This window comes from Gimesia sp., from assembly GCF_048262075.1.
In the GTDB taxonomy this organism is placed as follows: Bacteria; Planctomycetota; Planctomycetia; order Planctomycetales; family Planctomycetaceae; genus Gimesia.
Map to the genome: position 1 here is coordinate 110,012 of NZ_JBLXFK010000001.1, position 26,435 is coordinate 136,446.

General features: G+C 47.2%; 20 protein-coding genes. 4 read left to right on the forward strand and 16 right to left on the reverse strand.

Features of this window, described 5'->3' with window-relative positions:
- Positions 1 to 4: 4 nt before the first annotated feature.
- The 5 genes from ACN0YH_RS00445 to ACN0YH_RS00465 form a co-directional block, all read right to left on the reverse strand.
- Complete coding sequence (locus ACN0YH_RS00445; protein ID WP_417377586.1) at positions 5 to 1,114, reverse strand: ABC transporter permease; 1,110 nt, start codon at positions 1,112 to 1,114, stop codon at positions 5 to 7.
- A 60-nt stretch (positions 1,115 to 1,174) separates the two neighbouring features.
- A complete protein-coding gene (locus tag ACN0YH_RS00450; protein ID WP_417377587.1) occupies positions 1,175 to 2,161 on the reverse strand; it encodes an ABC transporter permease in 987 nt (328 codons plus the stop codon).
- A 109-nt stretch (positions 2,162 to 2,270) separates the two neighbouring features.
- Entirely contained in the window at positions 2,271 to 4,190 is a 1,920-nt protein-coding gene (locus tag ACN0YH_RS00455) for a peptide-binding protein (RefSeq protein WP_417377588.1), read from the reverse strand.
- Positions 4,191 to 4,431: 241 nt separating this feature from the next.
- The gene (locus ACN0YH_RS00460) at positions 4,432 to 4,866 is read right to left on the reverse strand and encodes a CAP domain-containing protein (protein ID WP_417377589.1); all 435 of its coding nucleotides are present in this window, start codon (positions 4,864 to 4,866) and stop codon (positions 4,432 to 4,434) included.
- 173 nt (positions 4,867 to 5,039) lie between these two features.
- Positions 5,040 to 6,911 (reverse strand): ABC transporter ATP-binding protein, encoded by a 1,872-nt coding sequence (locus ACN0YH_RS00465; RefSeq protein ID WP_417377590.1) that lies wholly within the window; start codon positions 6,909 to 6,911, stop codon positions 5,040 to 5,042.
- Between the two features lie 172 nt (positions 6,912 to 7,083).
- Here ACN0YH_RS00465 and ACN0YH_RS00470 point away from each other — a divergent pair, with 172 nt between their 5' ends.
- Positions 7,084 to 8,022, forward strand: coding sequence for a glycosylase (locus ACN0YH_RS00470; RefSeq protein ID WP_417377591.1), 939 nt, complete (start codon positions 7,084 to 7,086; stop codon positions 8,020 to 8,022).
- 19 nt (positions 8,023 to 8,041) lie between these two features.
- Positions 8,042 to 10,663, forward strand: a complete 2,622-nt coding sequence (locus ACN0YH_RS00475) for a ComEC/Rec2 family competence protein (protein WP_417377592.1) — start codon at positions 8,042 to 8,044, stop codon at positions 10,661 to 10,663.
- 7 nt (positions 10,664 to 10,670) lie between these two features.
- Here ACN0YH_RS00475 and ACN0YH_RS00480 read toward each other — a convergent pair whose 3' ends face one another.
- The 4 genes from ACN0YH_RS00480 to ACN0YH_RS00495 all read right to left on the reverse strand — a co-directional run bounded on the left by ACN0YH_RS00480 (position 10,671) and on the right by ACN0YH_RS00495 (position 15,381).
- On the reverse strand, positions 10,671 to 11,621 hold the full coding sequence (locus tag ACN0YH_RS00480) for a tetratricopeptide repeat protein (protein ID WP_417377593.1): 951 nt from the start codon (positions 11,619 to 11,621) through the stop codon (positions 10,671 to 10,673).
- 111 nt (positions 11,622 to 11,732) lie between these two features.
- A complete protein-coding gene (locus tag ACN0YH_RS00485; protein WP_002643778.1) occupies positions 11,733 to 11,960 on the reverse strand; it encodes a winged helix-turn-helix domain-containing protein in 228 nt (75 codons plus the stop codon).
- A 193-nt stretch (positions 11,961 to 12,153) separates the two neighbouring features.
- Positions 12,154 to 12,612 (reverse strand): hypothetical protein, encoded by a 459-nt coding sequence (locus ACN0YH_RS00490; protein WP_417377594.1) that lies wholly within the window; start codon positions 12,610 to 12,612, stop codon positions 12,154 to 12,156.
- Positions 12,613 to 12,819: 207 nt separating this feature from the next.
- A complete protein-coding gene (locus tag ACN0YH_RS00495) occupies positions 12,820 to 15,381 on the reverse strand; it encodes an excinuclease ABC subunit UvrA (protein WP_417377595.1) in 2,562 nt (853 codons plus the stop codon).
- Between the two features lie 175 nt (positions 15,382 to 15,556).
- Between ACN0YH_RS00495 and ACN0YH_RS00500 the strand changes: the two genes are divergently transcribed.
- Entirely contained in the window at positions 15,557 to 16,153 is a 597-nt protein-coding gene (locus ACN0YH_RS00500) for a hypothetical protein (protein WP_417377596.1), read from the forward strand.
- Between the two features lie 61 nt (positions 16,154 to 16,214).
- Here the strand turns inward: ACN0YH_RS00500 and ACN0YH_RS00505 are convergent, their stop codons facing one another.
- Positions 16,215 to 16,493 (reverse strand): hypothetical protein, encoded by a 279-nt coding sequence (locus ACN0YH_RS00505; RefSeq protein WP_417377597.1) that lies wholly within the window; start codon positions 16,491 to 16,493, stop codon positions 16,215 to 16,217.
- Positions 16,494 to 16,955: 462 nt separating this feature from the next.
- Here ACN0YH_RS00505 and leuB point away from each other — a divergent pair, with 462 nt between their 5' ends.
- Positions 16,956 to 18,029 (forward strand): 3-isopropylmalate dehydrogenase, encoded by a 1,074-nt coding sequence (gene leuB, locus ACN0YH_RS00510; RefSeq protein ID WP_417377598.1) that lies wholly within the window; start codon positions 16,956 to 16,958, stop codon positions 18,027 to 18,029.
- A gap of 81 nt (positions 18,030 to 18,110) precedes the next feature.
- On the opposite strand, the gene ACN0YH_RS00515 is transcribed toward leuB, so the two are convergent.
- The 6 genes from ACN0YH_RS00515 to ACN0YH_RS00540 form a co-directional block, all read right to left on the reverse strand.
- The gene (locus ACN0YH_RS00515) at positions 18,111 to 19,010 is read right to left on the reverse strand and encodes a hydroxypyruvate isomerase family protein (protein WP_417377599.1); all 900 of its coding nucleotides are present in this window, start codon (positions 19,008 to 19,010) and stop codon (positions 18,111 to 18,113) included.
- A gap of 37 nt (positions 19,011 to 19,047) precedes the next feature.
- Positions 19,048 to 20,607 carry an ABC transporter permease subunit gene (locus ACN0YH_RS00520; RefSeq protein WP_417377600.1) on the reverse strand — a complete coding sequence of 520 codons (1,560 nt, stop codon included), beginning with the start codon at positions 20,605 to 20,607 and terminating at the stop codon, positions 19,048 to 19,050.
- Positions 20,607 to 21,566 (reverse strand): ABC transporter ATP-binding protein, encoded by a 960-nt coding sequence (locus tag ACN0YH_RS00525; protein WP_417377601.1) that lies wholly within the window; start codon positions 21,564 to 21,566, stop codon positions 20,607 to 20,609. The genes ACN0YH_RS00520 and ACN0YH_RS00525 overlap by 1 nt, the downstream gene beginning before the upstream one ends.
- Positions 21,547 to 23,394, reverse strand: coding sequence for a hypothetical protein (locus ACN0YH_RS00530; protein ID WP_417377602.1), 1,848 nt, complete (start codon positions 23,392 to 23,394; stop codon positions 21,547 to 21,549). The genes ACN0YH_RS00525 and ACN0YH_RS00530 overlap by 20 nt, the downstream gene beginning before the upstream one ends.
- A 77-nt stretch (positions 23,395 to 23,471) precedes the next feature.
- Positions 23,472 to 25,361, reverse strand: a complete 1,890-nt coding sequence (locus ACN0YH_RS00535) for an ABC transporter permease subunit (protein WP_417377603.1) — start codon at positions 25,359 to 25,361, stop codon at positions 23,472 to 23,474.
- Positions 25,358 to 26,305 carry an ABC transporter ATP-binding protein gene (locus tag ACN0YH_RS00540; RefSeq protein ID WP_417377604.1) on the reverse strand — a complete coding sequence of 316 codons (948 nt, stop codon included), beginning with the start codon at positions 26,303 to 26,305 and terminating at the stop codon, positions 25,358 to 25,360. The genes ACN0YH_RS00535 and ACN0YH_RS00540 overlap by 4 nt, the downstream gene beginning before the upstream one ends.
- Positions 26,306 to 26,435: the final 130 nt, after the last annotated feature.

The following is a 26,435-nucleotide window of genomic DNA, read 5'->3' on the forward strand; positions in this document are numbered from 1 at the left end:
GAGTTCAGGCGTCCCGTAAACGCGGGTCAGATGCTTCCTGTAAACCTTCTCCAATCAGGTTATAAGCCAGGACTGCCAGGAAGATCGCCATACCGGGGAAGAAAATCAACCACCACATCTGCAGGTTCTGGCGTCCCAGGTTAAGCAGGGTTCCCCAACTGGGATTGGGAGGTGGGGCACCAAAGCCCAGAAAACTGAGTCCACTTTCAATCAGGATCGCGGCCGCTATCCCAAACGTGATCGGTACGAGGACGGGGGCCAGTGAGTTCGGGAGAATATAACGAAAGATAATGCGAAATTGACCGACGCCCGTGGTCTTGGCCGCGAGTACAAAGTCACTTTCACGAAGTCTCATAAATTCCGCCCGCGCCAGTCGCGCAATCCCGGTCCAGCCGGTGAGCCCGATAATGGCCATCATATGCCAGATGGTCGGCGACTCAATGATGGCAATGATAGCCAGAATTAAGATCAGGGTAGGAATACACATCACCACTTCAATCAGTCGACTGAGTCCCATATCGATCCATTTACCGTAGAACCCGGCTAAAGCGCCGACCAGAATACCGATCACTCCGGCAATTCCCATCGAGACAAAACCCACCAGCAGCGCGATCGTGGTACCATGCACCATTTGTGCAAACACATCGACGCCGCGTTGATCGGTCCCAAACCAGTTTCGCAGACTGGGGGCCCCATTATCCTGTGTCGGATTTCCAGGCCGCCCTTTCCACTCATCGTCATAGACGCGACGGTAAGGGTCCTGGTACACCAGAGGCCAGATCGCCCAGCTATCCGGATCCTTCTGTGTCAGATTTTCCGGATAGCGATTGCGAAAGCGGTCTTTATAAAACACCGGGTTTTCCCACTGTCGTCTGAAATAACCCAGCGCTGGAAAATAAATGTGGCCTTTATATTTGCAAATGATCGGTTTTGTCCCGGCAATGGCGGGGGCAAAGATCGCAACAAAACAGAGGAAACCGATATAGAACAATGCCATCATTGCCATTTTTCGCCCCTTGAAACGTTGCCAGGTTTCGGCCCAGAAACTCGGGGATTTTTTAACGGTTTTCAGCTCTGCTGAAGTTGCTGTATTGTTTTCTGATGGTTCTTGCATAGTGGCTTAATGATTTAAAAATGATCTGCAATAAACACGAGAATTTACTGTCAATTATTCTCAGTGATCTGAAATCTTAACCCGGGGGTCTGCCAGGGCATAAAAGATGTCAGCCAGCAGTTGGCCTGCCAGCGTCAGAATTGAAAACATCAATGTCAAACCCATGATCGTGGGATAGTCTCGTTCCAGAATCGACTCAAAGTACAACTGCCCCATGCCAGGCCAGCTGAAGATCCGCTCAATAATCACGGAGCCTCCCAGCAACGAAGGCAGCGTTAGTCCAATTAACGTCACCAGGGGGATAAAGGTATTACGAAAGGCATGCTTAACCAGAACGTTGATCGGCCCCAGACCTTTCGCCCGTGCAGTGCGGATGTAATCCTGACGCAGGACTTCGTGCATATTCGCTCTGATGAAACGACTGTAATACGCGAGACTGCCATACGTATAACAGATGACCGGCATCAGGGCATGCTGGAAAACATCCCAGACCTGCTGACTACTGGTCATCGAAGCATAATTATCACTTTTCATGCCATACAGGGGGAGCCATCCCAGTTTGTTGGCAAAGTAAATTTGCAGAAATAACGCGGCGACAAAACTGGGAAACGAGTAAAGCATATACAAGATTGTTCCCAGCGTACGCTCATCCAGTTTTCCCTGGCGCGCTGAAGAATACAGCCCAAAGGGAATTGCCAGCAGATAAGTCAGAAAGAGAGACGTGATTGATAAAATCAGTGTTGGGCCAATGCGCTCATGAATCAGTCGCGTAACAGGCTGCTTACGGGAAATGGAACGTCCCAGATCCAGTCGGCAGACATTACTCACCCAGAGCACATAAGCTTCAGGCCATGGCTTATCCAAACCATAAGCTTTTCTCATACGCTCGATATCTGCGGGGTTCAGTTCTTTTCCCGGGTCGATCATCGCCATGTTGACAGAGATTGGAGATCCCGGCATGTTTCTGATCAGGCCGAAAATAATGAAGGTGATCAACAACAGGGTAATTAACCCGATGAATAGCCTTCTCACGAGATAGCTGAACATGCTTTTTAATCAATCCGTAATGAGTAACAGCATACTTCCAGAGATCTGTCAGCCATTTCTGCATGAAAACAGAAATGGCTGCTGATCAGTTTGGTGAGCCAGTAACAGACTAGTTTTCGACAGGTTTCCAGAGACTGGAAAAGCCCGGCCCATACCCATAAGGGCCGCGGGGGCTGAATACATAGCCTCTCAGATCTTTGTTGAAGCCATAGAAGGAATTACGGAAGTAGAGCCAGGTATAAGGCTGATCCTCATAAAGCAGCTCATGGATTTTGCCGTAGATTTTCGCACGTTTCTCTTTGTCGAATTCGCGGCGTCCTTCTTCGAACAGCTTATCCACTTCGGGATTGGAGTAATTAACGTAATTACGAGCTGCTTCCGTTTTCCAGAGATTGATGGAGGTGTCTGGGTCCGTTCCCGTTCCCCACCCACCAAACATGGCCTGAAACTGATGGTTTCGGGCCTTATCCTGCATGACGGTGAATTCAGTCGGTTTGACTTCACAAATAATCCCAATCTGGGCAAGATTCTCTTTCAGCAGCGTACAGATCGAGAGGGACAACGGCTGACTGGATGTCATAATACTAAATCGGAACGGGATGATTTTTCCATCAAATTCTTTGTCCCGGATACCATCACCATCGTGGTCAATCCAGCCGGCATCGTCTAGCAGCTTTTCCGCTTTCGCCAGATTCTGTGTGTAGGGTTTGCTCATTGGTTTGGGAGACATCCAGGCCGTTTCGTGATAAATACCGGTACAAGGCTGATAGAGCCCGTAACACAGTTCATCCAGCATCTCTTTGTGGTTGAACGCGTAGGACATCGCCTGTCGTACTTCTTTATCTTTGAAGAACAACGTTTCACAGTTCCAGCCAAAGTAGAAGTAAACCCATTCCAGGCCATTCGCTTTGGTACAGGTCTTGTAAAAATCATCATCCTCAGTCTGTGTTTTCCACAGTTCAGGATTAAGTGCCATCTCGTCAATTTTGCCATTTTTCAAAGCAAGCAGCGCGGTATTGGGATCTTCAATAATTCGCAGACGCACCCGTTCAAAGTAAGGTTTTGTACGGACCTGCTTGCCATCCTGCATGTACCAGCTTTCACGGCGTTTTAACAGAATTTCCTGTCCCCGTTCTCGCTTCTCAATTTCATAAGGCCCCCCCGTGACGGGGTCATTTTCAAATTTCACATGGTAGGGACTATCCTGCAGTGTGGGATCTGATTTGAGTTCTTTCTCATAAATATGTTTGGGGATAATCGGAAAGTTCAGATTCCAGACGTTGGTTGGCAGGGATTCTTTATGGAAGAACACCAGGGTCTGGTCATCATAGGCTTGAATCCAGCGAATCTGGTCTGTTCCAGAACGAACCGCAGGAACAGGCACATCCGGGTTCATGATCGTCTTGAAAGTAAACACGATATCATGGGCTGTAATGGGGGTTCCGTCGGACCAGGTCAGGTCATCCCGCAGAACGACTTTGTCATAAAGTTTGTCTTTACTGGACTGCCAGGAAACCACCGTGTCGGAAACAGCGAATGGTTTGAAGTTCCAGTCAAAACTGAATAGACCAAAACCAGTGAGAGAAGAGACTTCAAATTCAACTGCCGAGCTTCCCATAATCGGGTTGGTACTTTTCAGGTCGGCACCAACGTGTCGGTTGATCGTCGCGCCCCAGTCTACCTCTTCGTCGTTTTTGGGTAATCTCCCCAGAGCGCTCAGGATTTTTTCATTGATCTCCTGATTGGTGTTTTTCAGCTTAAGAGCTTCGTTCACACTTACCAGAGGCTTCTCCTGACTCTGGCGTTCCCGTAAAAGTTCCAGGCTGTCCAGAACGGGCTGTTCTTCCCACTCCACCTCGGCATCTAAATCAGCAAGTTTGGGAGCGTCGAAGGGCTCCAGTAGTACTTCTTTCTTTTCTGAATCTGGTTTATCACCTTCATCATCAGGAGCAGGACCAGGGCAGCCTGTCAGGCTCATCATCAGGAAAAGGGATAAGAAGAACAGGTTGAAACGGCGATATTGATGCATGGATATTCCTTCAATTACTCCATTGAAAAGTCGGAAAAATCACGGGAGGTCAATTGGTTTTTTTAATCCAGAACCAGAGTGTGAGACGCTATCCGTAGATTGTGGCAGACTCATCCATATAGAACAAGGCTGATTCTGGTTTAAAGGTAAGTTACATTTAGACTTACCGTCAACCAAAATCAGCCTTGTTTTTTTAAATCTGTGCCGACTGCTTTCGAATCAGCTCATTCATCAGGTGCGCTTATTTAAAAACACCGACCCAGTAATAGTTGCCATTCAAAACCATGAAACCAAATCCTGCCTGGCTACCAGTCAACATGATTGAATGATGAGCGGGCGAAGCGATCCAGCCATTCACGGCCGCGGCAGCTGAAGTGGGACCTTGAAAAATAATTTCAGGCCAAGGCAGATTACTGTGCTGATAGTATCCCGTTTCAGCCATCCACTTGGCATGTTCCTGCGCCTGTAGACACATCTTCGTGTTCAATGTCAATGCGGGCATTCCATTGCGTGCACGTTCTGCATTGTGCAGTTTTAACAACTTCTGAATGGTAGGGTTTTTTACTAACCAGTCGTGTTCACCTTCCTTCTTTTCTTCTTCTGAAAAAGCAGGCTGGATGAACAGCAGACAAAACAGACCTGTTAAAACGACTTTCCATGATGGTTTTATAGTCATTACCACTTTCCTAATCTTTCCGTACCTAGGATGTTAAAATATTTCACCAGCATAAACTTTGCCGGTTCCGTAGACTGCAGGGCAAGGTTAGCAATGGCAATTCCTGTGGTCTACTGTACGGAAAGCAGAAATGGGAGACCTCTAATCATATAGACATATCCACATATCTTTTCTTATTTGTGCTTAGTTGCCTGTTCTTTCCTATGTGCAACTCGTGCCTTAATTTGTGTCAAATCATCGACAGGCACTGATTCAATCAATTTGCGTGTGTAATCCTGTTGCGGGTTCTGATAGATGGCTTCGGAAGGACCAAGTTCCACCAGTTTTCCGGCATTCATCACAGCCATCATATCGGACATGAACTTCACCACACTGAGATCATGACTGATGAAAATGTAAGTCAGGTTGTATTGTTCCTGCAAATCTTTGAGCAGGTTCAAGACCTGTGCCTGCACGGACACGTCGAGTGCTGATACCGATTCATCACAAATAATAAATTCTGGTTCGACAGCCAGGGCTCGCGCAATCGAGATCCTTTGACGTTGCCCACCAGAAAACTCATGCGGATAACGATCCAGGTAGTCAACGGGCAGACCGACCTCTTCCAGCAAAGAGGCTGCGCGATCGCGCCGATCTGACCTCGATTTTCCCAGCCGATGCGCAATCATCGATTCAGTAATAATTGTCGAAACCATCATCCGCGGATTCAATGAGCTGTACGGATCCTGGAAGATGATCTGTACTTTCCGTCGAAACGGTTTTCGCTCTGCTCGCGGCATATGTGCCAGATCATTTCCTTCCAGCAGGATTCGACCACTCGTCACGGGAGCCAGGCCGACAATCGCCTTACCGGTTGTCGTTTTTCCACACCCCGATTCCCCCACCAGTCCGATCGTCTGTCCCCGGTAAATGTTTAAAGAGATGCCATCCACGGCTTTGACATGGTCAACAGTTCGTTTGATAATGCCACTCTTAATCGGGTAGTAGACCTGAAGCTGATCCAGTTTTAAGATCGGCTGCTCCCCTGCTTCAATAAACCGAGATTCTGGCAGATTTTTGACATCATCCCAGCGGTAACCAAGTGATTCCAGTTCGGATCGTGGATGCAGGATCCGGGGGCGCCCGTGAGCCGTGATGTCTTTGAATTTAGTTTCATCAAATACTTTTTCCTGGATCAGGTACTCTCCCGGCTCTGTTTCTTCAAAGTCCATGAAATCAGATACGGTCGGCAATCGCTTAAACGTTGAATCCAGCGAAGGCCGACAAGCTAAGAGACCTTTGGTATAAGGGTGCTCTGGATTTTCAAAGATTTCGACAACCGGTTTATATTCCACCAGTTTTCCACGAAACATGACGGCTACATCGTCGGCGATTTCTGCAATCACACCCAGGTCATGGGTAATAAACAGCACCGACATGCCACGCTCATCGCGCAGTTTGCGGATCAGATTCAGGATCTGAGCCTGAATCGTCACATCCAGTGCCGTCGTTGGTTCGTCGGCAATTAATAATTCCGGATTACAACTTAATGCCATCGCGATCATCACACGTTGTTTCTGACCTCCCGACATTTCATGGGGGTAACTTGAGAAACGTCTTTCCGGGTCAAGAATGCCCACTTCATGAAACAGGTCGATCGTGCGTTTTTTGGCTTCCTCGGACGTCACCTTTTGATGCAGCATGATCGCTTCCATCACCTGCTTACCGACACGAAATACTGGATTTAAGGAGGTTCCCGGTTCCTGAAAGATCATGCTGATTTCACGACCGCGGATGCTGCGCATTTCGGGGTCAGATAATTTCACGAGATCTTTACCGAGGAAGGAGATTGAGCCAGCATCGATTTTGGCAGCGGCATCGGGCAGCAGTTTCATGATCGTCAGCGAAGTCACGGACTTGCCCGACCCCGATTCGCCCACCAGCCCCAGTGTTTTCCCTTTTTCAAGGGTGACGCTTAAATCTTCTACCGCTTTTACCACTCCCCGACTGGTGTGGAAGTAGGTTTTCAATCCCTGAATATCGAGTAACGTTGCTGTCTCTGGCATGATAAATCCTTTTAGTTCTGATTTCGAAATGACCTGTCTGGCAGGCACACTCAGAATTCATCTCTGGCACTTTGAATTTCGGAAAGTGATCTGCGTATAATAGCGAAACTTCTATAAGATGGCAGTGGAAACATACGAAACCTGATGAATGTTATAAAAGAACGGACCCACGGTGAATTTCTACACACGTTTGCAATGTTCCTTATTTCTCGTAATGGCTCTGTTTCTCTACGGGACGACTACGCCTCTCGTTGCAGAAGAAATCCGTTTTCCGGATGAATTAACAAAATTTCGTCCCTATTCAGCAAATCCGATCTTTGAGGCCCAGGGGCCCGGTCACTGGGATGTAAAAATCAGGGAACGTGGCTGGATTCTCAAAGAGGGTGGATTCTATCACCTCTGGTTTACCGGTTATGATGGAACCCGTGAAGGAATGAAAAAGCTGGGATACGCCTGGTCCTGTGACGGCATTCACTGGACCAGGTCTCCCTGTAATCCCATCTACCAGCAGCACTGGGTTGAAGACATGATGGTGATTAAACAGGGAAATACCTATCACATGTTTGCAGAAGGCAAGGATGATATTGCCCAGCATCTCATCTCAACGGACGCAGTGAACTGGAAACGCGTTGGTGCACTGGATGTACGAATGTCGGATGGGACTCCCATTGCCGCCGGTCCTTATGGAACTCCGGTCGTCTGGCATGAAAAGGGAACCTGGTATCTGTTCTACGAAAGGCGGGATGCCGGGATCTGGCTGGCGACGTCTGCGGATATGAAAGTCTGGACGAATATTAATAATGACCAGCCAGTCATGCAGCCTGGCCCTGAATCTTATGATCAGAAAATGATCGCCATGAATCAGTTGATCAAATACCAGGGAACTTATTATATGATATTTCACGGCACTGCAGCCGCTCAAAAGCCATCATTATGGACCACGAATATCGCTGCCTCGAAAAACATGATTGACTGGGTTAAATATTCAGGAAATCCACTGACCAGGCCCGAAGTCAATCAGTCAAGCGGTTTATTGATTCCAGAGGGGAATCGATTTCGCTTTTATACGATGCATAATCAGGTTGATTTAAATCTGCCCGTAGTCCCCTGAATTCGACGGGGTTCCTGTTTTGAAGAACGAATCCCCTAAACAGACTGACCAGAGATCGAATCCAGGGGGGCAGATTCTGCATCTTCCTCAGCGGTCTCCTGCCTTGAGCGTGCTGATCTGTTTTGCTTTGGGGATTCTGTTGGACGCCTGGTTGAATCTGCAGACAGCCGTTTGGATCCTGTCTGCTGGAACTGCGTTAATCTGTTGGCTACTGACGTATCGGGCTCACTGGAGAAGAGTCGCCACTCTCATGTTACTGGTCGGGGTCGTCTCACTGGGAGCCCTGCGGTATCACGAATATTGGTATTGTCGTTCTCCGGACCATGTTACCCGCCTGCTCCCCTCTGCGACAAATCAGCAGGTTACCAAACGTATTGTCAGGCTGACAGGTAAGATTTCTTCAAAACCAGAAGTCCGCGAGTTGAGTGAGGACGAACTACTGAATCCAGATCAACCTCAGCGACGGATTCAGTTTACACTTGCCTGTCGGAATCTTCTGATCAAAGAATCCGAGATTCCTGTCGCGGGAAAAGTGCGCGTATTCATTACAGAAAATCGAATACCGTCTAAGCCGGGGCTCTCCCGTAAACTGGCAGCCGGAGATTTGATTGATATATGTGGTGAGTTAAAACGTTGTGCGAAACCCGATAACCCTGAAGATTATGATTTTTCGATTTATTATCGCAAACAGAAAATTGATGCCATACTCTCGGTCAAAATCCCAGCAGCGGTAAGACAGATCCAGAAAACAACTGACTATTCCTGGAACCGGCTACGGGCATCAGTCCATGACTGGTTCAAAACACTCATCGTTGAACATACATCAGAGTCTTCTCAGCCAGTTGCACTGGCGCTCCTGCTGGGGGAACGTACGGAATTAAGCCCCAAAGTGCGTCTGGAATTCAGTCAATCCGGACTGATCCATTTTTTAGCGATCTCCGGGTTACATATTGGATTTTTCAGTGTGTTTGTCTGGAGCATCTGCCATATCCTCAATCTGCCTCGCACAGTGACAGTGACACTGTTGATCCTGGCGATCCTGTTTTACCTCTCAATTATCGAGATCCGTCCGCCAATCTTGAGAGCCGCTTCATTTTGTGTGCTTGTTACGCTGGGACTGGTTAACTGGCGCACAATTACCACCTTGAATCTGGTGTGTTTATCGGCGTTGATTATTCTATTGATAAATCCAACAGATCTGTTTGATGTGGGAACACAACTATCGTTTCTGGCCGTTGCGTCTATTCTCTGGACTGTAAATCAGGACTTTTATAAAAACCTGTATCAGCAAACCTGGATTCCATTACGCTGGCGTTTAAAAGCCAACGATCCACTTTTACAGACACCTTTACAACGGATTGGCTTTCAGTATTTTCGGCTGCTCTACAGTCTTTTTCTGGTGACATTCTTTATCTGGATCGCAACAGCCCCTCTGGTTCTTTATCACTTTCACCTGCTGGCTCCTGTCGGGCTTATCGTAAACACTCTGCTCTTCCCGTTTCTGTTTCTGATCCTCCTGCTGGGCTACCTGCTGATGTTTGTCGGTTCCCTGCTCCCGTTTACTGCCGGGATATTTGGCTATTGTTTTGACCAGAGTCTGCAGTTGCTCCTTTGGATTGTAGAGTGGACATCCAGTTTGCCCTGGTCCCATTTTGAACTACCTGCCTCCGCTCTCTGGTGGATACTGGTGTATTATGCCTTATTGCTGTTATCAATATTATCTGTTTTCTGGAAACATCAATGGGGTTCCCTCATCTCTGTTAATAAATTGCGACTGTTGCTGCTGCCTGTCTGGATCTTGACGGGTTTATTGGTGCCTCTGGTGATTCCCCAGGAGCCTTCCCTGCGGTGTACCTTTATTGCCGTCAATCATGGGGTCTCAATTTTGATTGAAGCCCCCGGTGGAGAGACGATTCTCTACGATGCCGGCTCCATGTCCCCCGTGGAACAAACCTACTCGAAAATCAAAAACACTTTACTCTCACGTGGTATTCGCAGAGTCGATTTTCTACTGATTTCACACGCCGATCGCGATCATTTTAATTCTGCAGCAGAACTGATTACAAATGGATACGTGCGCGAACTTGCCTTTCCGCATTCGTTTCTGACGCGGTCGCAGCGGGGAACGATCGAATTGTGTGATACTGCCTTGGAGTTTCATGTGCCCGTTCAACTTATCGGTAAAGGCGACCACTTTCGTCTGGGAGCAGAAACGAACATCGAGGTTCTGCATCCCGAATATGGTGATCGATACCAGGACGACAATCCATCCAGTTTGACACTGCGCATCAATTATGGTGGACGTCAGATTCTTCTGACTGGAGATTTAGAAGGAGCAGGACTCAATAAGCTGTTAAGCGAACCATCGACTGACAGTGTCGACGTGCTCCTCTCACCTCACCATGGCAGTCGAACTGCAAATACACATGATCTGAGCGAATGGGCAAATCCGGCGTATGTGATTGTCAGTGGAGGCCAACAGCAGACCATTCCTGATTTGAAAAAAACTTTTTCGAAAAGCACACAGATTTATTCGACAAGGCAACACGGAGCAATTGTCTGTGAGGTAGACCAGGCTGGTCACTTGATGGTAAAACCATTCCGAGGCGATGCACATGGTTTTGAAAAGACTGAACCGTAGTGTGATTTTAATTGCCGCCACGGGAATTGATCAAATTTTCATGAGATCGCAACTCAAGCATACGGTGTTTCAGAAGCTTTCTCATGTCATTGAGAGATTTCACTTTTTTCTGAAATGTCGAATAAGCTTCATCCAGTTCAGAGTAGTGCTTTTCACCCTGCGAGATACATCGATTCAGATTCAGCAGGCCCGGATTGACTCCTTTCTTTAAATCGTCAACAATGGTGTGTGTGATTTCAGTAATCTCATCACACAGCTTGTGAATTTCCCGGCGGTCACTCTCACGTTCTTCTGTACTGAGATCGCGGGTGGAAACAATCTCGCCTTTTTTTCGCAGTGCGGATTCATCAACCAGGCGACCGAAAGGACTCATGTTCTCTTTCTCTTTCACTGTTTCAGCGTCCAGAATTTTCATGGCATTTATGGCTTTCTTGAAACCCGGTGAGATTTCCAACGCCCGTGAAAAGCTGGAATGCGCCTGGGTATGATTTTTCATTTCCAGATAAACATTTCCCAGATTAAAATGGGCATCGACCATTTTATCGTCAAATACGAGTGCCTGTTTATAGGCTGTAACCGCCATGCTCAACTGGTTTAACCCCTTGTGAGCAATGCCCATGTTGTAGAAAGCGTCTGCTGATTTCTTATCTTTCTGAACCGCTTTTCTAAACACATTTAGTGCCTGTTTGTATTCACCCATGCGGTTATAGATGGCACCCATATTAATATAAGGCGAGGCATCCATGGGAGCCAGACGCGTCATTTCCTCAAAGTGCTTTATTGCCTGCGGGTATTGTTGTAATTGAAAATAAGCGGTCGCAATCGCGACATGTGCCTTTTTTTCTGCAGGTTTGGTACTCAGGATTCTCTGATATATCTCGATCGCTTTTTCGATTTCACGAGATTTCTGGAGTAGACGTGCCTGTTGATACAATTCAGTAATTTTCGAGTCACTCAAACGTGTGGCCTCCCCTTACGGGCTAATAAACAGGCAAAACGGAAGTCGCTACCTGACGCAGAATGGTGCCCTGCACTTCTATGGGCAGATAAGCAATCAACCATTTGGCTATTACTCATTCACCAGTGAGATCAGTTTGCTGCGTGATCCCTGATGGAATTCAATCTTACCTTCTCGGCCAAGCCACCCGACTGCCTGCATGACCAGATCACGGGGCGCTTCGATTTCACGTGACAGTTTACTCAGTGTCACCGGTTCGTGTTCACTTAAATATTGCCAGACGACCCCTGCAACAACACCGATGCTCTCAACCTGATGTGATTCAATTTCCGCTGACATCAAAATGCTCCTGAACGATAAACCTGCAGTTTGCGGTAACAGTACGGATGTGGCTTCCACTGCCAGTAGTCTGCACCAGTGTCACACCGTTGAACGCCAGTGAGTAACTGTCTTGTCTGTGTATTATAAAACCGTTCGACTTCGATAAGCAATCATCGATTTTTGGAGTTTTGTTTATTCGCAGGACTTAAACTTAAACTATATCCAGATATCCGTCAAATTCATTATCAAAAATATCGAGACTCAGAGAAATCGCTTCGAGAGCTTTCAGGGAATTCTGCAAGTCCTGATCTGTCCCCTGGTACAGAATAAATGCAGTGAACAGACTGGTTTTCAAGACCCGCAGGAAGGCACTGTTGATCAATTCAGAACAGACAAATTCAATATCGTAACCGAGACATTCTTTGCCAGCCAGCCTGACTTTTGCGTCATACACATCCAGATCGTCATACTCTTCCTGAAAGACTTCCAGAGACTTTTTCAGTAAATCCTCAGCAGGGATATCAACCAGAAACAGAGAAATCATCCAGAATGAAGAGTCAGTACCTGTGACACCGATTTGGATTTCTCCATCCTTCTCGTTCACTTCTTTTGCCAGTTCCCAGTCATCTGGATATTCAAACGAAATACCGTACTCATTAAAAAATTTCATGATTCGTGCAGCTTAACTTTCTCTAAGGCAATCCGGGTTCTTGACGGGTGTTCAGGATGTGGATAATAAGTTTGTAACTAGAGTGCATCACATTTGACGATAACGTCTCTCAATCTAATATATTCGGGCCACACAGCCCTGGAGACGAAACAGTAAAATTGGGCAGAATCTAGTATAATTAAAATGAGTGAATTCTGCAGGTGTTATTTATGATGACTTCTGGATCGTATCACATTCAATATTATCAATCAGTTCGTACAGCAATTTTCCCGTCGCCCCCTGCCGATTGGCCGCGATCTCCGCTGGGGGGCCTTCATCAATGATGGATCCTCCCGCTGTACCAGATTCAGGGCCAAGATCAATGATCCAGTCAGCCGCAAACATGACCTGGGGATGATGTTCTATCACCAGTACCGAGTTGCCTGTATTAATCAGCTCATCTAATGTTCGCAGCAAACAGTTAATATCATGTGAATGCAGCCCTCGTGTCGGTTCATCCAGAACAAACAGCGACCTGCCGTTTAAGGGAGATATTAATTCTGAAGCCAGCCTGATCCGCTGTGCTTCTCCTCCGGAAAGTAGATTGGCCGGCTGCCCCAAGGCCAGATATCCCAGGCCAAGATCCAGCATGACCTGCAGCACATTCCGGATTCGAGGAATCGACTCAAAAAATCCCCACGCTTCCAGAATGGACATTTCCAGAACATCACTCACGGTTTTGCCACGATATCTGACCGCTAAAGTTCCCTGGTTAAATCGTTTTGAATGGCATTTCTCACACGAAAGAAAGACGGGAGGCAGAAATTTCAGATCGATTCGTTTTACACCAGTGCCACGACATGCTCCACACCGGCCATCAGAAGAATTAAAACTGAATCGCCGTGCTGTATAGCCTCGCAATCGTGCTGTTTTTGTCTTCGAAAACAGTTTTCGAACCTCGTCCCAGATACCACAATAAGTCGCTGGATTAGAACGTCCATTCTTTCCCAAGGCTGTTTGATCAATTATTTTAATCTGCTGGAGATGTTCAACCCCCAGCAATGAGTCATATTGTAAAACAGGAGATGGACGCCGGTTTAACTCCGCTTTGATTGCTGGAACCAGTGTTTCGATGATCAGAGAACTTTTTCCAGAGCCACTGACCCCGGTAACACAGACAAGCTGTCGTAGCGGAACCTTGAGTGTGACTGCCTTCAGGTTATTAATGCTTGCTCCTGTGAGTTGCAGGAACTGATCCCTGTTTGCATTAGTACGATCCGTTTCTGACCTGTATGGAATACTGCCCGTTAAGCCTTGAACTGTAATTGATTCCTGATGCTGAATAAATTCTTCATAGTCGCCGGAGAAAACCAGATTTCCCCCTTCGGTCCCGGCTCCGGGACCAATATCAATCAGATAATCTCCCGCGCGCATGACATCGTGATCATGCTCGACAACGATGATCGAATTCCCAGCCTGTTTTAGTCGCTGCAATATTGTCAACAGCTTCTGAGTTTCATTAGTGTGTAATCCTGCCGTTGGTTCGTCTAGAATATAACAGGCTCCTGTTGTTCCGGCACCGAGGCAGGCAGCCAGTCTGGCACGTTGTAATTCACCACCAGACAGCGTTTTCGAAGGACGCGAGAGTTGAATATAGCCCAGTCCGATCTCAGTCAAATAGTCCAGTCTTTTTCGAATGGATGGTACGATTTGATCAGCAATGACCTGATCCTGGTGGCTCAATCCTTGAGCTGCCACTGATTCCCACTGATCAAGCCAGGTCATTATTTCAGGCGCTGTTAATCGTATAACCTGGTCAATGGAATGCTGATTCAAAAGAATAGAGCGCCCATACTGACTGATGCGCGCTCCCTGGCATTGCGGACATATCTGATCTGCCTCAGAGTCAGTTTGTTCAATCACCCCCAATCCATTACAGGTTGCGCACGCGCCGTAGGGACTATTAAAGCTGAAGGTGACTGGTTCTGGATCGGGAAAGCTGAGATTACATTGACCGCAGGCCAGTCGCGTACTCACATAACGGTCAGACCAGCCCTCCTCTGTCTGCTGACTGACGAGACAAGTCCCCCCCCCCTGTTTTAATGCGAGGTCTACCGATTCCTTGAGGCGTGATTGGATGCCCTCTTTTACAATAATGCGATCAATCACGATTTCAATATCATGCGGAACATTCTCCGGGAATTCATGAGGTTGAGTGACATCAATGACGGCTCCATCAATTCTGGCCCTGACAAATCCTTCTTTGGCAATCTGATGGAACAGGGTAGAATGATTTCCCTTCTTAGCTGAAACAACCGGAGCCAGAATCATCACTTTCTTTCGATCTTCAAGCGCCAACACCAGGTCAACGATTTGCTCCGGAGTCTGCTGGTGGAGTTCCTGCCCGCAATTCACACAATGAACGATTCCCAGTTTTGCATAGAGAAGTCGAAAAAAATCATATAGCTCAGTCAGGGTTGCCAGTGTGCTGCGCTTTGACTGCACGCGTTGTGTTTGATCAAAGCAGATCGTAGGAGGCAGTCCCAGAATCTGGTCAACAGCAACGGGTTGAGCCTGGCTGAACAATTGCCTGGTACCAGGCGAGAGATTTTCCAGAAAACGTCGTTGTCCTTCCTGATGAATGGTATCAAACACCAGGCTGCTCTTCCCGCTCCCACTGACGCCTGTCACGATTGATATTTGATTCCGGGGTAGATCAACATCGATATTTTTCAGATTATGGCAGCGTGCTCCCCGGATTCGAATCATCTGATCATTCTGATATCGCATGAAATACCTTAGGGAGAGAACCTGATTCAGCTGTTCAAAAAACGAGTGAAGTCGATGGATCGGGAATAGAAACTCTGAATCCAGAATGCTATGATTCTACACAGTAAGGATATTTTTTAAAGATCACGTCATTCCCAGAGTCAGTTTCACAATGTCAATGATTCCCTGCTCATTTATGTTTCGGCATTCTATCGCTCTGCCGCAGATACAGGACCTTCCCCGTAAGCGGGGACGATTGTTAAAGCTTCCAGATTCGGCACTCCTCCCCGATTTGACATTTGACAAATCAAAAAAATGGGGGGGGCTCAAAGTTGCCTGGAATACAGAAGGTCTGGCAATCAGCCTGAAGGTCAATCAAAAAAAACATCCGGCCACACCTGCAGAAACACTTGAGGTCTGGATAGATACCCGCGATACCAAAACAATTCATCGGGCCAGCCGTTATTGTCATTCCTTTGAATTTCAGCCAGTTGGCCCTTCGGCGAAACCGATCTGCCTGCAACAGGCAATTCATCGTGCGCAGGAAGATGCCCCCCAAGTTGATTTGAAGAAAGTCAGACTCTGGTCCAAAATCAATAAAACAGGCTACGAACTGGATATCTGGTTGCCAGCCTCTGAACTCTATGGTTATGATCCGGCATCTTATCCACAGACTGGGTTTTACTACAAGATCTCAGATTCTGAACTGGGAGAACAGTTTATGATTGTAGATCATGAATTCCCTTTCGCCCAGGATCCAAGCCTGTGGGCAACGCTGCGGTTTGATCAATAAAAAAACCGTGAGGAACAACAGGCGTCCATCACGGTTATTGATTCTGTTAAAATATCTGGTTTTATGATCGTTTTTTGGGTAGTGCAGCTGCGTAGAGCATTGTGACGGCACCAATTGACATCAGGCTGAAAGCAGCCCAGTCAGGTGGATTTAGTTCTTCCTGCTGCTCTTCATTCAGAGATGTCATTCCCAGAAAACCGCGAAATTCAGGTTCGCGTACTGGTTCCGGTTCTTCTTCCACAGTCACTTTGTGGGTGAGAACCATCTTGTCGACAAACAAAAATGAAGTACCAGTCAGTAAGACGAATAAACCGGCAGCAAAAAATGAAGAGCGAAACATGCGATGTCCCTGTCCTGTCGCTTACATCGATTACTATTTCGCTTGCTCCTCCTGAGCGTAAGCCCTTGTCTCAAAGTATCTTCCTGAATTCATTTCAGGGCTGTGAATGCGAATCGACGACGAATTTGAATGTTTGGCCCGCTATGACAAGACACAAAATCCATAGCGGGATCTAATCATTCTTATCGGTACAAAACGCGTATTTCTTGATTTTACAGTTAGAATTAACTGCGTTTCATTGATTTCTTCAGTCCGGTTATAGTGGTCGCAACGGGCTGCCATGTTGACTGTAATCACTTCTGAATGATGATTGTTTTCGGAATGATTCAGACTCTCTGTTCGTCTCGACAAAATTCATGACGAGGCCGGCTGGAGTTTTGGATGTACAGTCGCTAAATTAGCTCTTTCGTAGAGGAAATCACCTGAATCATCACGTTGAACAGCACAAATGAGGAAATGACTGTGGAAGCTCGGATTACATTATTGCCCGGCGATGGAATTGGTCCCGAAATCGTTGAACAGGCCAAACGGGTTCTCGATACAATCGGACAGAAATTCAATCATCAGTTTGACACCCCCTCCTGCCCGATGGGGGGCAATGCCATCGATGAATTTGGCGACCCGCTTCCTGCAGAAACCCTGGAAACCTGTAAAGCATCCGCTGCGATTCTGCTAGGGGCCGTTGGTGGTCCGAAATGGGATGATCCTTCTGCGAAAACCCGTCCCGAAGCCGGCCTCCTGAAAATCCGCAAAGAACTGGGACTGTTTGCTAATTTACGTCCCATTAAACCTTACAATGAACTGCTTGATGCTTCGCCTTTAAAGCGGGAAATCATCGAAGGGACCGACATTCTGTTTTTCCGCGAATTGACCGGGGGGATTTACTTCGGCGAATCAGGCAGAATGGAACATCCGGACGGCGAAAAAGCATTCAGCGTCATGACCTATACCACCAAAGAAATTGCCCGGATCGTTCGGCTGGCAGCGGAAGCGGCGCGCAATCGTGGAGGTAAGCTGACTTCGGTTGATAAAGCGAATGTGCTCGAAGTCTCTCGACTCTGGCGTCAGGTCGCCGCAGATGTGGTCAAAAATGAATTTCCAGATCTTGAATATGAAGTCGTACTCGTCGATGCGATGGCTATGCACTTAATCTCACGTCCTTCGGACTTCGATGTGGTGGTCACAGGAAACATGTTTGGTGATATCCTGACGGACGAAGGTTCGATGCTGCCAGGATCGCTGGGATTGCTTCCCTCAGCTTCATTGGGATCTGACGGACCGGGACTGTATGAACCAATTCATGGTTCTGCACCGGATATCGCAGGTAAAGGAATTGCCAACCCGCTGGCAACCATTCTGGCAACTGCCATGCTACTCAGACATTCCCTAAACCTGGAAACTGAAGCGACTGCAGTCGAAGAGGCAGTCGCCCGGGTTGTGGCAGCCGGACATCGTACAGCCGATATCTCTGCAGGAGGTAAGAGCATTTCTACAACAGAAATGGGTGACTGTGTGATTCAGGAATTATCAGCCTGACAAAGAATGATATCAAAAACAAAAAAAGCGGCGGAGAACTAATCTATTCTCCGCCGCTTTCATTTTTTAATCGGTTTCAGTTTAAACATCACACAGCAAAACGGCCTGTTGTAAACCATCGTAAGGATCACGGGTGGGAATAAATTCCTGGCCGACAAAGCCCTTGTAGCCGATTTCCTGTAATGCCTGCATGATGGGTGGGTAATTGATCTCCTGCTTTTGATCCAGTTCGCCGCGTCCCGGATTACCGGCAGTATGTACATGGCCGATGTAGTCTTTATGCTCACGGATCCGACGAATGACGTCCCCATCCATAATCTGTACATGATAGATATCAAACAGGAGTTTCATTCGATCAGAGCCGACCTGCTTGATGATATCGATACAGTAGTCTGTATGGTCGCCCTGATAACCGGGGTGTCCTTTCATCGGGTGGCTGTCATCGCGTGAATTGAGCATTTCCAGGCAGAGGTTGACATTGTTCTTCTCCGCATAGCCGATGATTTTTTTGAGGCCGGCGACACAGTTTTTGGCCCCCGTCTCATCATCGATGCCGTCCCGCATTCCAGTGAAAGTGATGACATTTTTGACGCCTCCCGCAGCACATTCATCAATCCGTTTACGTAAAATCTGAATGCATTCATCCCAGTGTTCCGGGTTATTAAAACCGGTTTTAAAACCATGGCTGGAAGCGATGGCACAGGTTAATCCATACTTTTTCAGGGTGTTCCAGTTCTCTGCAGGAGTCAGCTCGACACTTTTGATTCCTAACTGACTGGCAACCTGCGCTGTTTTTTCAATATCCCAGTACTTTTTAAAACACCAGTGCACCACAGACTGATTGATATTTCCCTTGAGCGGCTGAGACGAAGCCAGTTGTTTTTCACCGGCTTGTACCTGCTGCCAGTCCAGACCGAGGGCAGAAGCTGCTAAAAGACTGGATGATTGTAAAAGCCTTCTTCGACTGAGTTTAGAATCCATCACGACCTCATTTTTCTGTAACATTACGTCGGCCCAATTATTGTGAAGCCAGAAACATCAGACGTTCATTAATTAAAAAGTGTGATCCTACGATACCGGCTGAGAGAAACAAAGTAAACAGGATAACAACTGCTTCATATGCTTCAGGACCCCCTCCGCCTCCCATGGCAACCATACTCATGGAAAAGAAAAATACCATATTACCGACCCACATCAGAACGAATGCCAGTGGTAATGCCCCCCATTTAATAAACGTTGACAACAGAGCCGTCAGATGCCAGAAAAAGAGAACTTCAATACAGGTCAGCCAGAAACTAGGTTCAGCAAGCACCATACCCAGATCCTGCGTCATTTCTTCGATCCCCAGCAGCCCACCAATGAGTAAGTAGGCGAATGCGGGCACAATTGCCAGCATTGACCCAAAGAGCTTGGCATACGCAATCTGCGCCATTGACTGCGGAAGCATGGCCGTCGAAACCAGAGTTTTCCATTGAACTTCGACATGAAATATCCGCGACGAAATCAGACTGATTTCAATCAGCACCACAATCAGCATGGTCCAGAAGACGGTCAGCCCCATTTCACGCAGAGAATAACTGCGCGAGGTATAACTGATATAGGCGCACAGGGAAACAAGGGCGACTCCATAGCAGACAAATTTGATGATCGCCATTCCCAGGCCACCATTCACGAAAAAGAAATCTTTCCACGCCAACGCCTGCATCCATGCGCGACCCGGTGAAAAGATGCGGTTCCGTTTTTTGGAGATCAATCCGCGTCCCGGATCAGTAGAGACTTCGGTCAGCGCAAAACGGTTAAAGAACAGACTGGCTAACAGGAAGAACCCGGCACCTGCAATGAGATTCGTCCAGAACTGAAATCCCCAGGGGCTCTCACTAAAGCCCGAAGTCAGGATCAGATTAAGCTGCGTTAAAACAGAGGACTCGTAGCAATATTCAACAAAAGACTCGACCCCTTTGGCAATCAATGAGCTGCCTGACATCCATTTTGCATAAACGGCACCCTCAACACCCCATGTCAGTAAGGGAGGCCCCAGGAAATACAGGAACAGAGAGATCAGAACCAGAGACGAGGCAGCCCGGGAACGTGCACAGACTACCGAACAAACCAGCCCCAGATTTGATAGTCCTATCAGAAATGCTGCCAGCGTTGCGTAGGTTGCGAGCACCTGAGTGAAAGTGACTCCGCCTAAAGTGATTGCCAGAAGGGTAAAGGGAAACTGGATCGAGAGTAGTATGAGAGCAGAAACCAGTCGCGGCAGAGATTTCCCGAGCAACAGGGAAATCGGATTTACGCCCGCCATCAACAATAGGCCGATCGTCTGTTCTTCTTTTTCTTCTGTGATCGCGGTGGCGAAAAAACTGATGCCGGCCATCAATATAAATACAAAATTCAGATAGACGATCTGTGTGAATAAATAGAGTCCGGCAGCTCCCATGAATCGGCTGCTGGAATGTGCGATCATCAGACAAAATAAAATCAGAACGGCAAACAGAAAACGAAATAAATGGGTACGCGTTAACCGAAAGTCGACACATAACGCACGATGAAATAATGCAAAAGTCCCCTGTAACATTAACGCACTCCCTGCTCTGTCAGATCCAGAAATGCCTGGTTCAGGTGTTTCTTGTCACGCTGGAACGACTCAATGGTCCCATTCATCTCAATGATTTTAGATAATAATTTTCCCGTACTGGTTAGCGTAATATCGAACATAATGCGTAATTCGCGTGGTTTTTCGGTCGCTTCGACTTTCAGGATTCCCGGCTCACCTGACAGCGAATCCATCAGCCCTTCGACTTCCGCTTCCAGCACGACTTTATAGACCGGATGTTCCTGTTCATGGGTCAGGAGACCGTCCATGGAACCGCTGTATTTTATCAATCCTCGGTCGATAATTGTGACGCTGTCACACAATTCCGCCAGTTCGCTTAAGATATGCGAACTGATGAAAATGGTTTTACCCATGCGTTTCAGTTCCTGCAATATTTCCATCAGTTCTATGCGTGCACGGGGATCCAACCCGGATGCCGGCTCGTCCAGTAATAATAGATCGGGGTCATTGACCAGAACACGCGCCAGGCTGACACGCTGCTGCATCCCCCGTGATAATCCACTGATGAGCGAATCCTTACGACCGTCCATGTCAGTCAGGGTCAATACATCATTAATGACCTGGTTTCGCTGATCGAGTCCCAGGCCATAGGCTGCACCGAAAAAGTCAAGGTACTCGAAGACGGTCATCTGTCTGTAGGTGCTGAAATGATCGGGCATGAACCCGATTCGTTTTCGAATTTCTTTCACGGACGACCGGACGTCATGTTCGAAAACTTCTACCTTTCCTCCCTGTGGACGCAACAGAGTACAGATGATTTTCAGAGTAGTGGTCTTCCCTGCCCCGTTCGGGCCGACAAAACCATGCAGGGATTGAGGCTGGACCTGGAAATTGATGCCCTGTAATGCGCGATGTCCTTTGAAGGAATGCGATACATTCTGAATATCAATAACAGGTTTACTATGGATCGGTTGGTTCATTGTTTTCAGCAATCTGTTTTTCAGGTAAGGCGAAATCGTAGACAAACAGGATGCGTCCCTGTTGGTCCCCCTGCACATCCGTCTTCAGCTTAAATTCATCTGGAATATCACAATAATAAAATAATTTGAAACGAGCCTGATGGTCTCGATAGTTAACAACCTGCTCTTCGGTCGTCAGATCCAACGATTTGATGACGAGTGATTCATACAATTTACTGTATACTTCATTGGCATCCTTATCTTGATTGCCATACGCATACCGTGGCCCATAACCTAGATCAGAATTCAGTTTTGTCCGCCACGTTGTAACGGGAATGACGCCTCCCTGCTTGAGCTTAAACAGGGATCGATTTTTCTCTTTAGTTTGAACTATTGAATACAGTTTCTCGCGAAATAGAATCTGGATCCGAGAATGATTGGCAGGTAACCCCGGCTGAAATTCAAGCATAAGATCTTCGAGATTCCCGTCGCGGTTAAGTTCATAATCAACAATGTGACATTCTGGCTTGGTAGATGGTACTTTGATTCGATACATGAACGGCCGACTGGAAAATGCCGGAATATCAGCCTGGAAGAACCCATCAATTCCATTCGCAATGATTCCATTGATGCGTTCCGTATCCTGAGCCGTTGTGAATATGGAGCCTTCTCCGTTCGAGATAAATTGATACTTCCCTCCATTCGTGACAAAGGAGTTGATCCAGCAGGTAGTGTCGAAATAATTCCCCGGTAATGGTTGTGCGATGAGTAAACTGTTAATCGTGGTTTTTTCACCGTAGCCCCGTTTCCCGATGCTCCAGAAAATGGTACTGAAACAGACCACGGTAAACAGGATGAATAACAGCGAATTGCGGTATCGCGAATTCTTCTGGCGTTTATTGAACAGAAAACAGCCAGGAAAGATCATAAACAGGTACAGGAAAGACATCAGGTAGATCAGAGGCCAGTTATGGTCGGGATGTGTTAAGTCTGTCAGTTGGTGCATCAACCTGGAATTGATATCACCATATCGTTGAGCACTGTATTGACTAGTGACTGTTTTACTCTGCCTGGCTTCCGGTTTACGATGGAGAATGTTTTCTGCTTCCTGATCATGAATTTTATTGACCGCCGCGATCAGTACATTCTCACTCATTTGAGACATCTTAAGAGTATGGCGGATTACCAGGCCTTCCCCTATCCGAAAGGAGTCCAGTGGTGAATTTAATTCGACCATGCTGCTTGTGAAGCTCAGGTTTTCCCCGGTTGCATCATCGGGTAGCAAGTGTACCACTCCTCCCTGGTAAAGCCAGTCCATAAATGATGCCTTGCGGGCCGCATCCCAGCGGGGAACGTGACCGATGAGAATTTCGTCTAGAGAGTCTGTTGCAGTCACTGATGGTGGAAATAATTCCTCTGGAAATTGCTTGAAGTACCCTTGTTTTTGGACCAGCGCATCTGATCGGCTCAAAATGATTCGCGATCGCACAGCATTTAGTCTTGAATCGGAACTGATATTATTCGCCGCTCTGGTCAGTTTTTGACCGTAGACAAATCGGGGTCCCCAGTTAAGCGACCAGTCTTCCTGGTATGATTCAATAATATAAGGATAGAACTGAACCCATTGAGAGCTGAATGGGGCCACAAAAACTTTTCGCATCAACGGCGCACCTGTTTTGCTGCCGCCATATTGCAATCGGTTGAGCTGAACCGGTTCATCAAATGCCTCGGGGGTGTTATTGCGAAGCAGGATGGAAAGGGGAATACACTTCCCACTGGTTTGCTGATTGTTAAACCCCCAGACAACTTCTTCGATATCTATTGCGAAAACTGAGCCGGGCAGGAGCATTACAAAGAATGCTCCCCATAGGAAGCTCAGCTTTAAATTCCGTATCTGGGGATATGGGGAAATTCTCAAGTGGTATTTCATATATCAGAACTCAGTTGAGACGGTTGATCAAAGGAGATGCCATCGATTGAATCAATGTCAGGACGATAGTAGTTCGTGTTATCATAGCCCAGGCGTCCCAGATTTTCATCAATATGATTCCGACAGAGCGTGCGAAACAACATCAGGCACCCACCATAAATTATGGCATTGACGACCAGGGGAATCCACATCGATCCGAATTCTTGAAATTCGGCAATTTCATTCAGCACCAGATAGGAAGCAGGCCCCAGGAAAAGACCATAGAGGATAGAATCTTCGTTTAAGTTGGGAATCATGATAAAAAGCGGGAAAGCCAGAATAAATGGCAGCAGACACCAGACAATAATCCCTCCCAAGGCAGCCAGAATCGCCTTGGTCTGCGATTTGATTTTCATTCCAATCCAACAGAACAGGTAAACCAGCATCGGCAAATAAATGCCCAGCATCAGCAGAGAACCGACTAAATAGGCCAGCCACTGAGATTCGTATTGATTTCTCCGCCCCATCTGGGCGTGTTCCCATTTCCACCAGGTTTCAAACAACACAATTGTTAACAGTGGAATCAGTAAAACCCGGCATAAACGTTTAACACCGGTAATCTTCTGATCTAACAACTCGCTTCCCGAAATGGGAGTGGTCAGTAATACGTCAAGCGTTTCATGAGACCGCTCCCCGGCTATCAGGCTGGTCGCAGAAACGGCCAGTAACAACACGCTGAGCCCCCAGATTAACCATAGTAATATGACAGCGCCCGGGACTACAGGACTTGGATTACCGATGGCAGTGACAATACATAAAAACAGAGTCGGGACTTCCAGAAGAACCAGAATTCGAAACAGGTAACGAAATGTTCCCAGGGACTTTTTGGATGTTTCTCGCCAGGCAATCGGATTGCTGTCCGGGAGGGAAACGGTGTCCTTCACCAGCACGATCCCGCGTGTCACCCGATTATTGTTGATCTTGGAAAACAGGCAATCCAGTTTTTTGAAGATATTTAATAAAAGATTATTGGCAGGGATAAATGCACGTCGGACTAGAAATAATTTCGCAAGTAATAAAAAGAATAAGGTACTTATAAATATTGGGAGACTGAAGATGAAGGTTTTCACGACAGAGGCTCCCCCGGGAGTCCAGGAAAACCGATCAAACCAATAGGGAGCAAAAAACAAAAAGTTAATTTCCTCATTGGGTCGATTTCCGCGCTGAAATAATTCTCCCAGGTATGGTACGCGCTGCAGGACATCGACGATCAGATTGACAACATCCCGATAAAACAGCAGATTCAATTCATAAGCGATGGGAAGTCCAAACAACATGAGAAAACCAAGCAGATAGGTTGCGATGAAGGCTGCCACGGTGGTGCGAAAAAAGCTGGAGCACATCACTCCCAATGCAGCGATTTGGAACATAGTCAATATCAGCAGCCAGAGACCGTTAATAAACATGGCGGGAGAGACTCCCCCCAGTGAATAGGCAAAGGCCAAAATCGGCAGCCCCAGCATCAGGAACGTCAGCATGGAAATCAGTCGTCCCAGATATTTTTCCAGAATGATAGTAGCAGGGCTTAATCGAGTGATCAGTAACAGCCCCAGGCTGTTACGTTCCTTTTCCTGTGTAATGACACTACAAGTGATGGCAGGCAGCAGGAGATAGATGGCAACGAATTGCAGAAAAACCATGGCTTGAAAGATTTCCCGCCCCCGCCCCAGTATCGCCAGGGGATTATTAATTTGTGGGGCCAGACTATCCATATAAATAAAACCCACACATCCCAGAAACAGCAACGCATAAACCGAACGAATAACGTAGGTTCGGCGGCGATTTGCCATCTCGATCAGTTCTTTGGAGAGCAGCGGCAATCCGAGCTGGAGAAATCGCTGTTTCATGCCGTCTTCCCTTCCGTCAATTTCATGAAGACCGTTTCCATATCCATGGCTTCAGCCTGAAACATACGGATTTTAGCGCCCGTCGCAGCCAGTTTGGCATGCAAATCTTCCACCGCCAGCTGATCTTCCTGAAGTTGAATTGCCAGGCGATCAGCCTGCACACTAACTGATTTCACCCCCTCGAATGATTCGATTTTCTGGCAGATCCCATTCATTTCACCGACAATCTGCACATGTATGATGCGACTGAGTTCCAGCCGTTTGTAAATATGATCTAAAGAACCCTGTGTGACGAATTGACCTGCTTCAATAATGCCAATACTGGTACAAAGCTGTGATAATTCATGCAGAATGTGGCTGGAAATGATAATGGTTTTTCCCATCTCCTTCAGCGCAACTAACAGTTCCCGCACTTCGATTCGAGCACGCGGATCCAGACCACTGGCAGGCTCATCCAGTAATAACAGGTCCGGGTCATGTAATAATACACGCGCCAGCGCCAGGCGTTGTTTCATGCCGCGGGAAAGTGAATCCACGGGCGCGTCGATCTTTTCTGTCAAATCCGTTAACTCCAGAACATCGTTCACAATTGCTTTCCTGCGATTGCGGTTGATGCGATAAGCGGCTGCAAAAAAATGCAGATACTCCCGGGCAGTCAGATCTTCATAGACGCCAAAAAAATCCGGCATATAACCGATCATTTCTCGAATCAGATGCGGGGCTTTTTTTACGGAAATTCCGTTTATCTTGACCGAATCACATTCATACTCACGTTGCAGAGTCGCCAGGACCTTGATGGTCGATGATTTTCCTGCTCCATTTGGTCCGATAAAACCAAAGACTTCTCCTTTGGGTATCGAAAAGGAAATACCTTTGACGGCTTCGTAGTTCCCATAGCGGACCCAAAGATTATTTACTTCCACCATTGCAGGTTGCGTACTCATAAGATTTGAACATTCTAAAGCGTATCACATTTTGATATAGCGTCTCGCGTACTATGATTCTCGATCCCATTGCCTCTGGAGACACTCCAGTAAAACTGGACACAGTCGAACTGGAGAATAGGTAATGGTC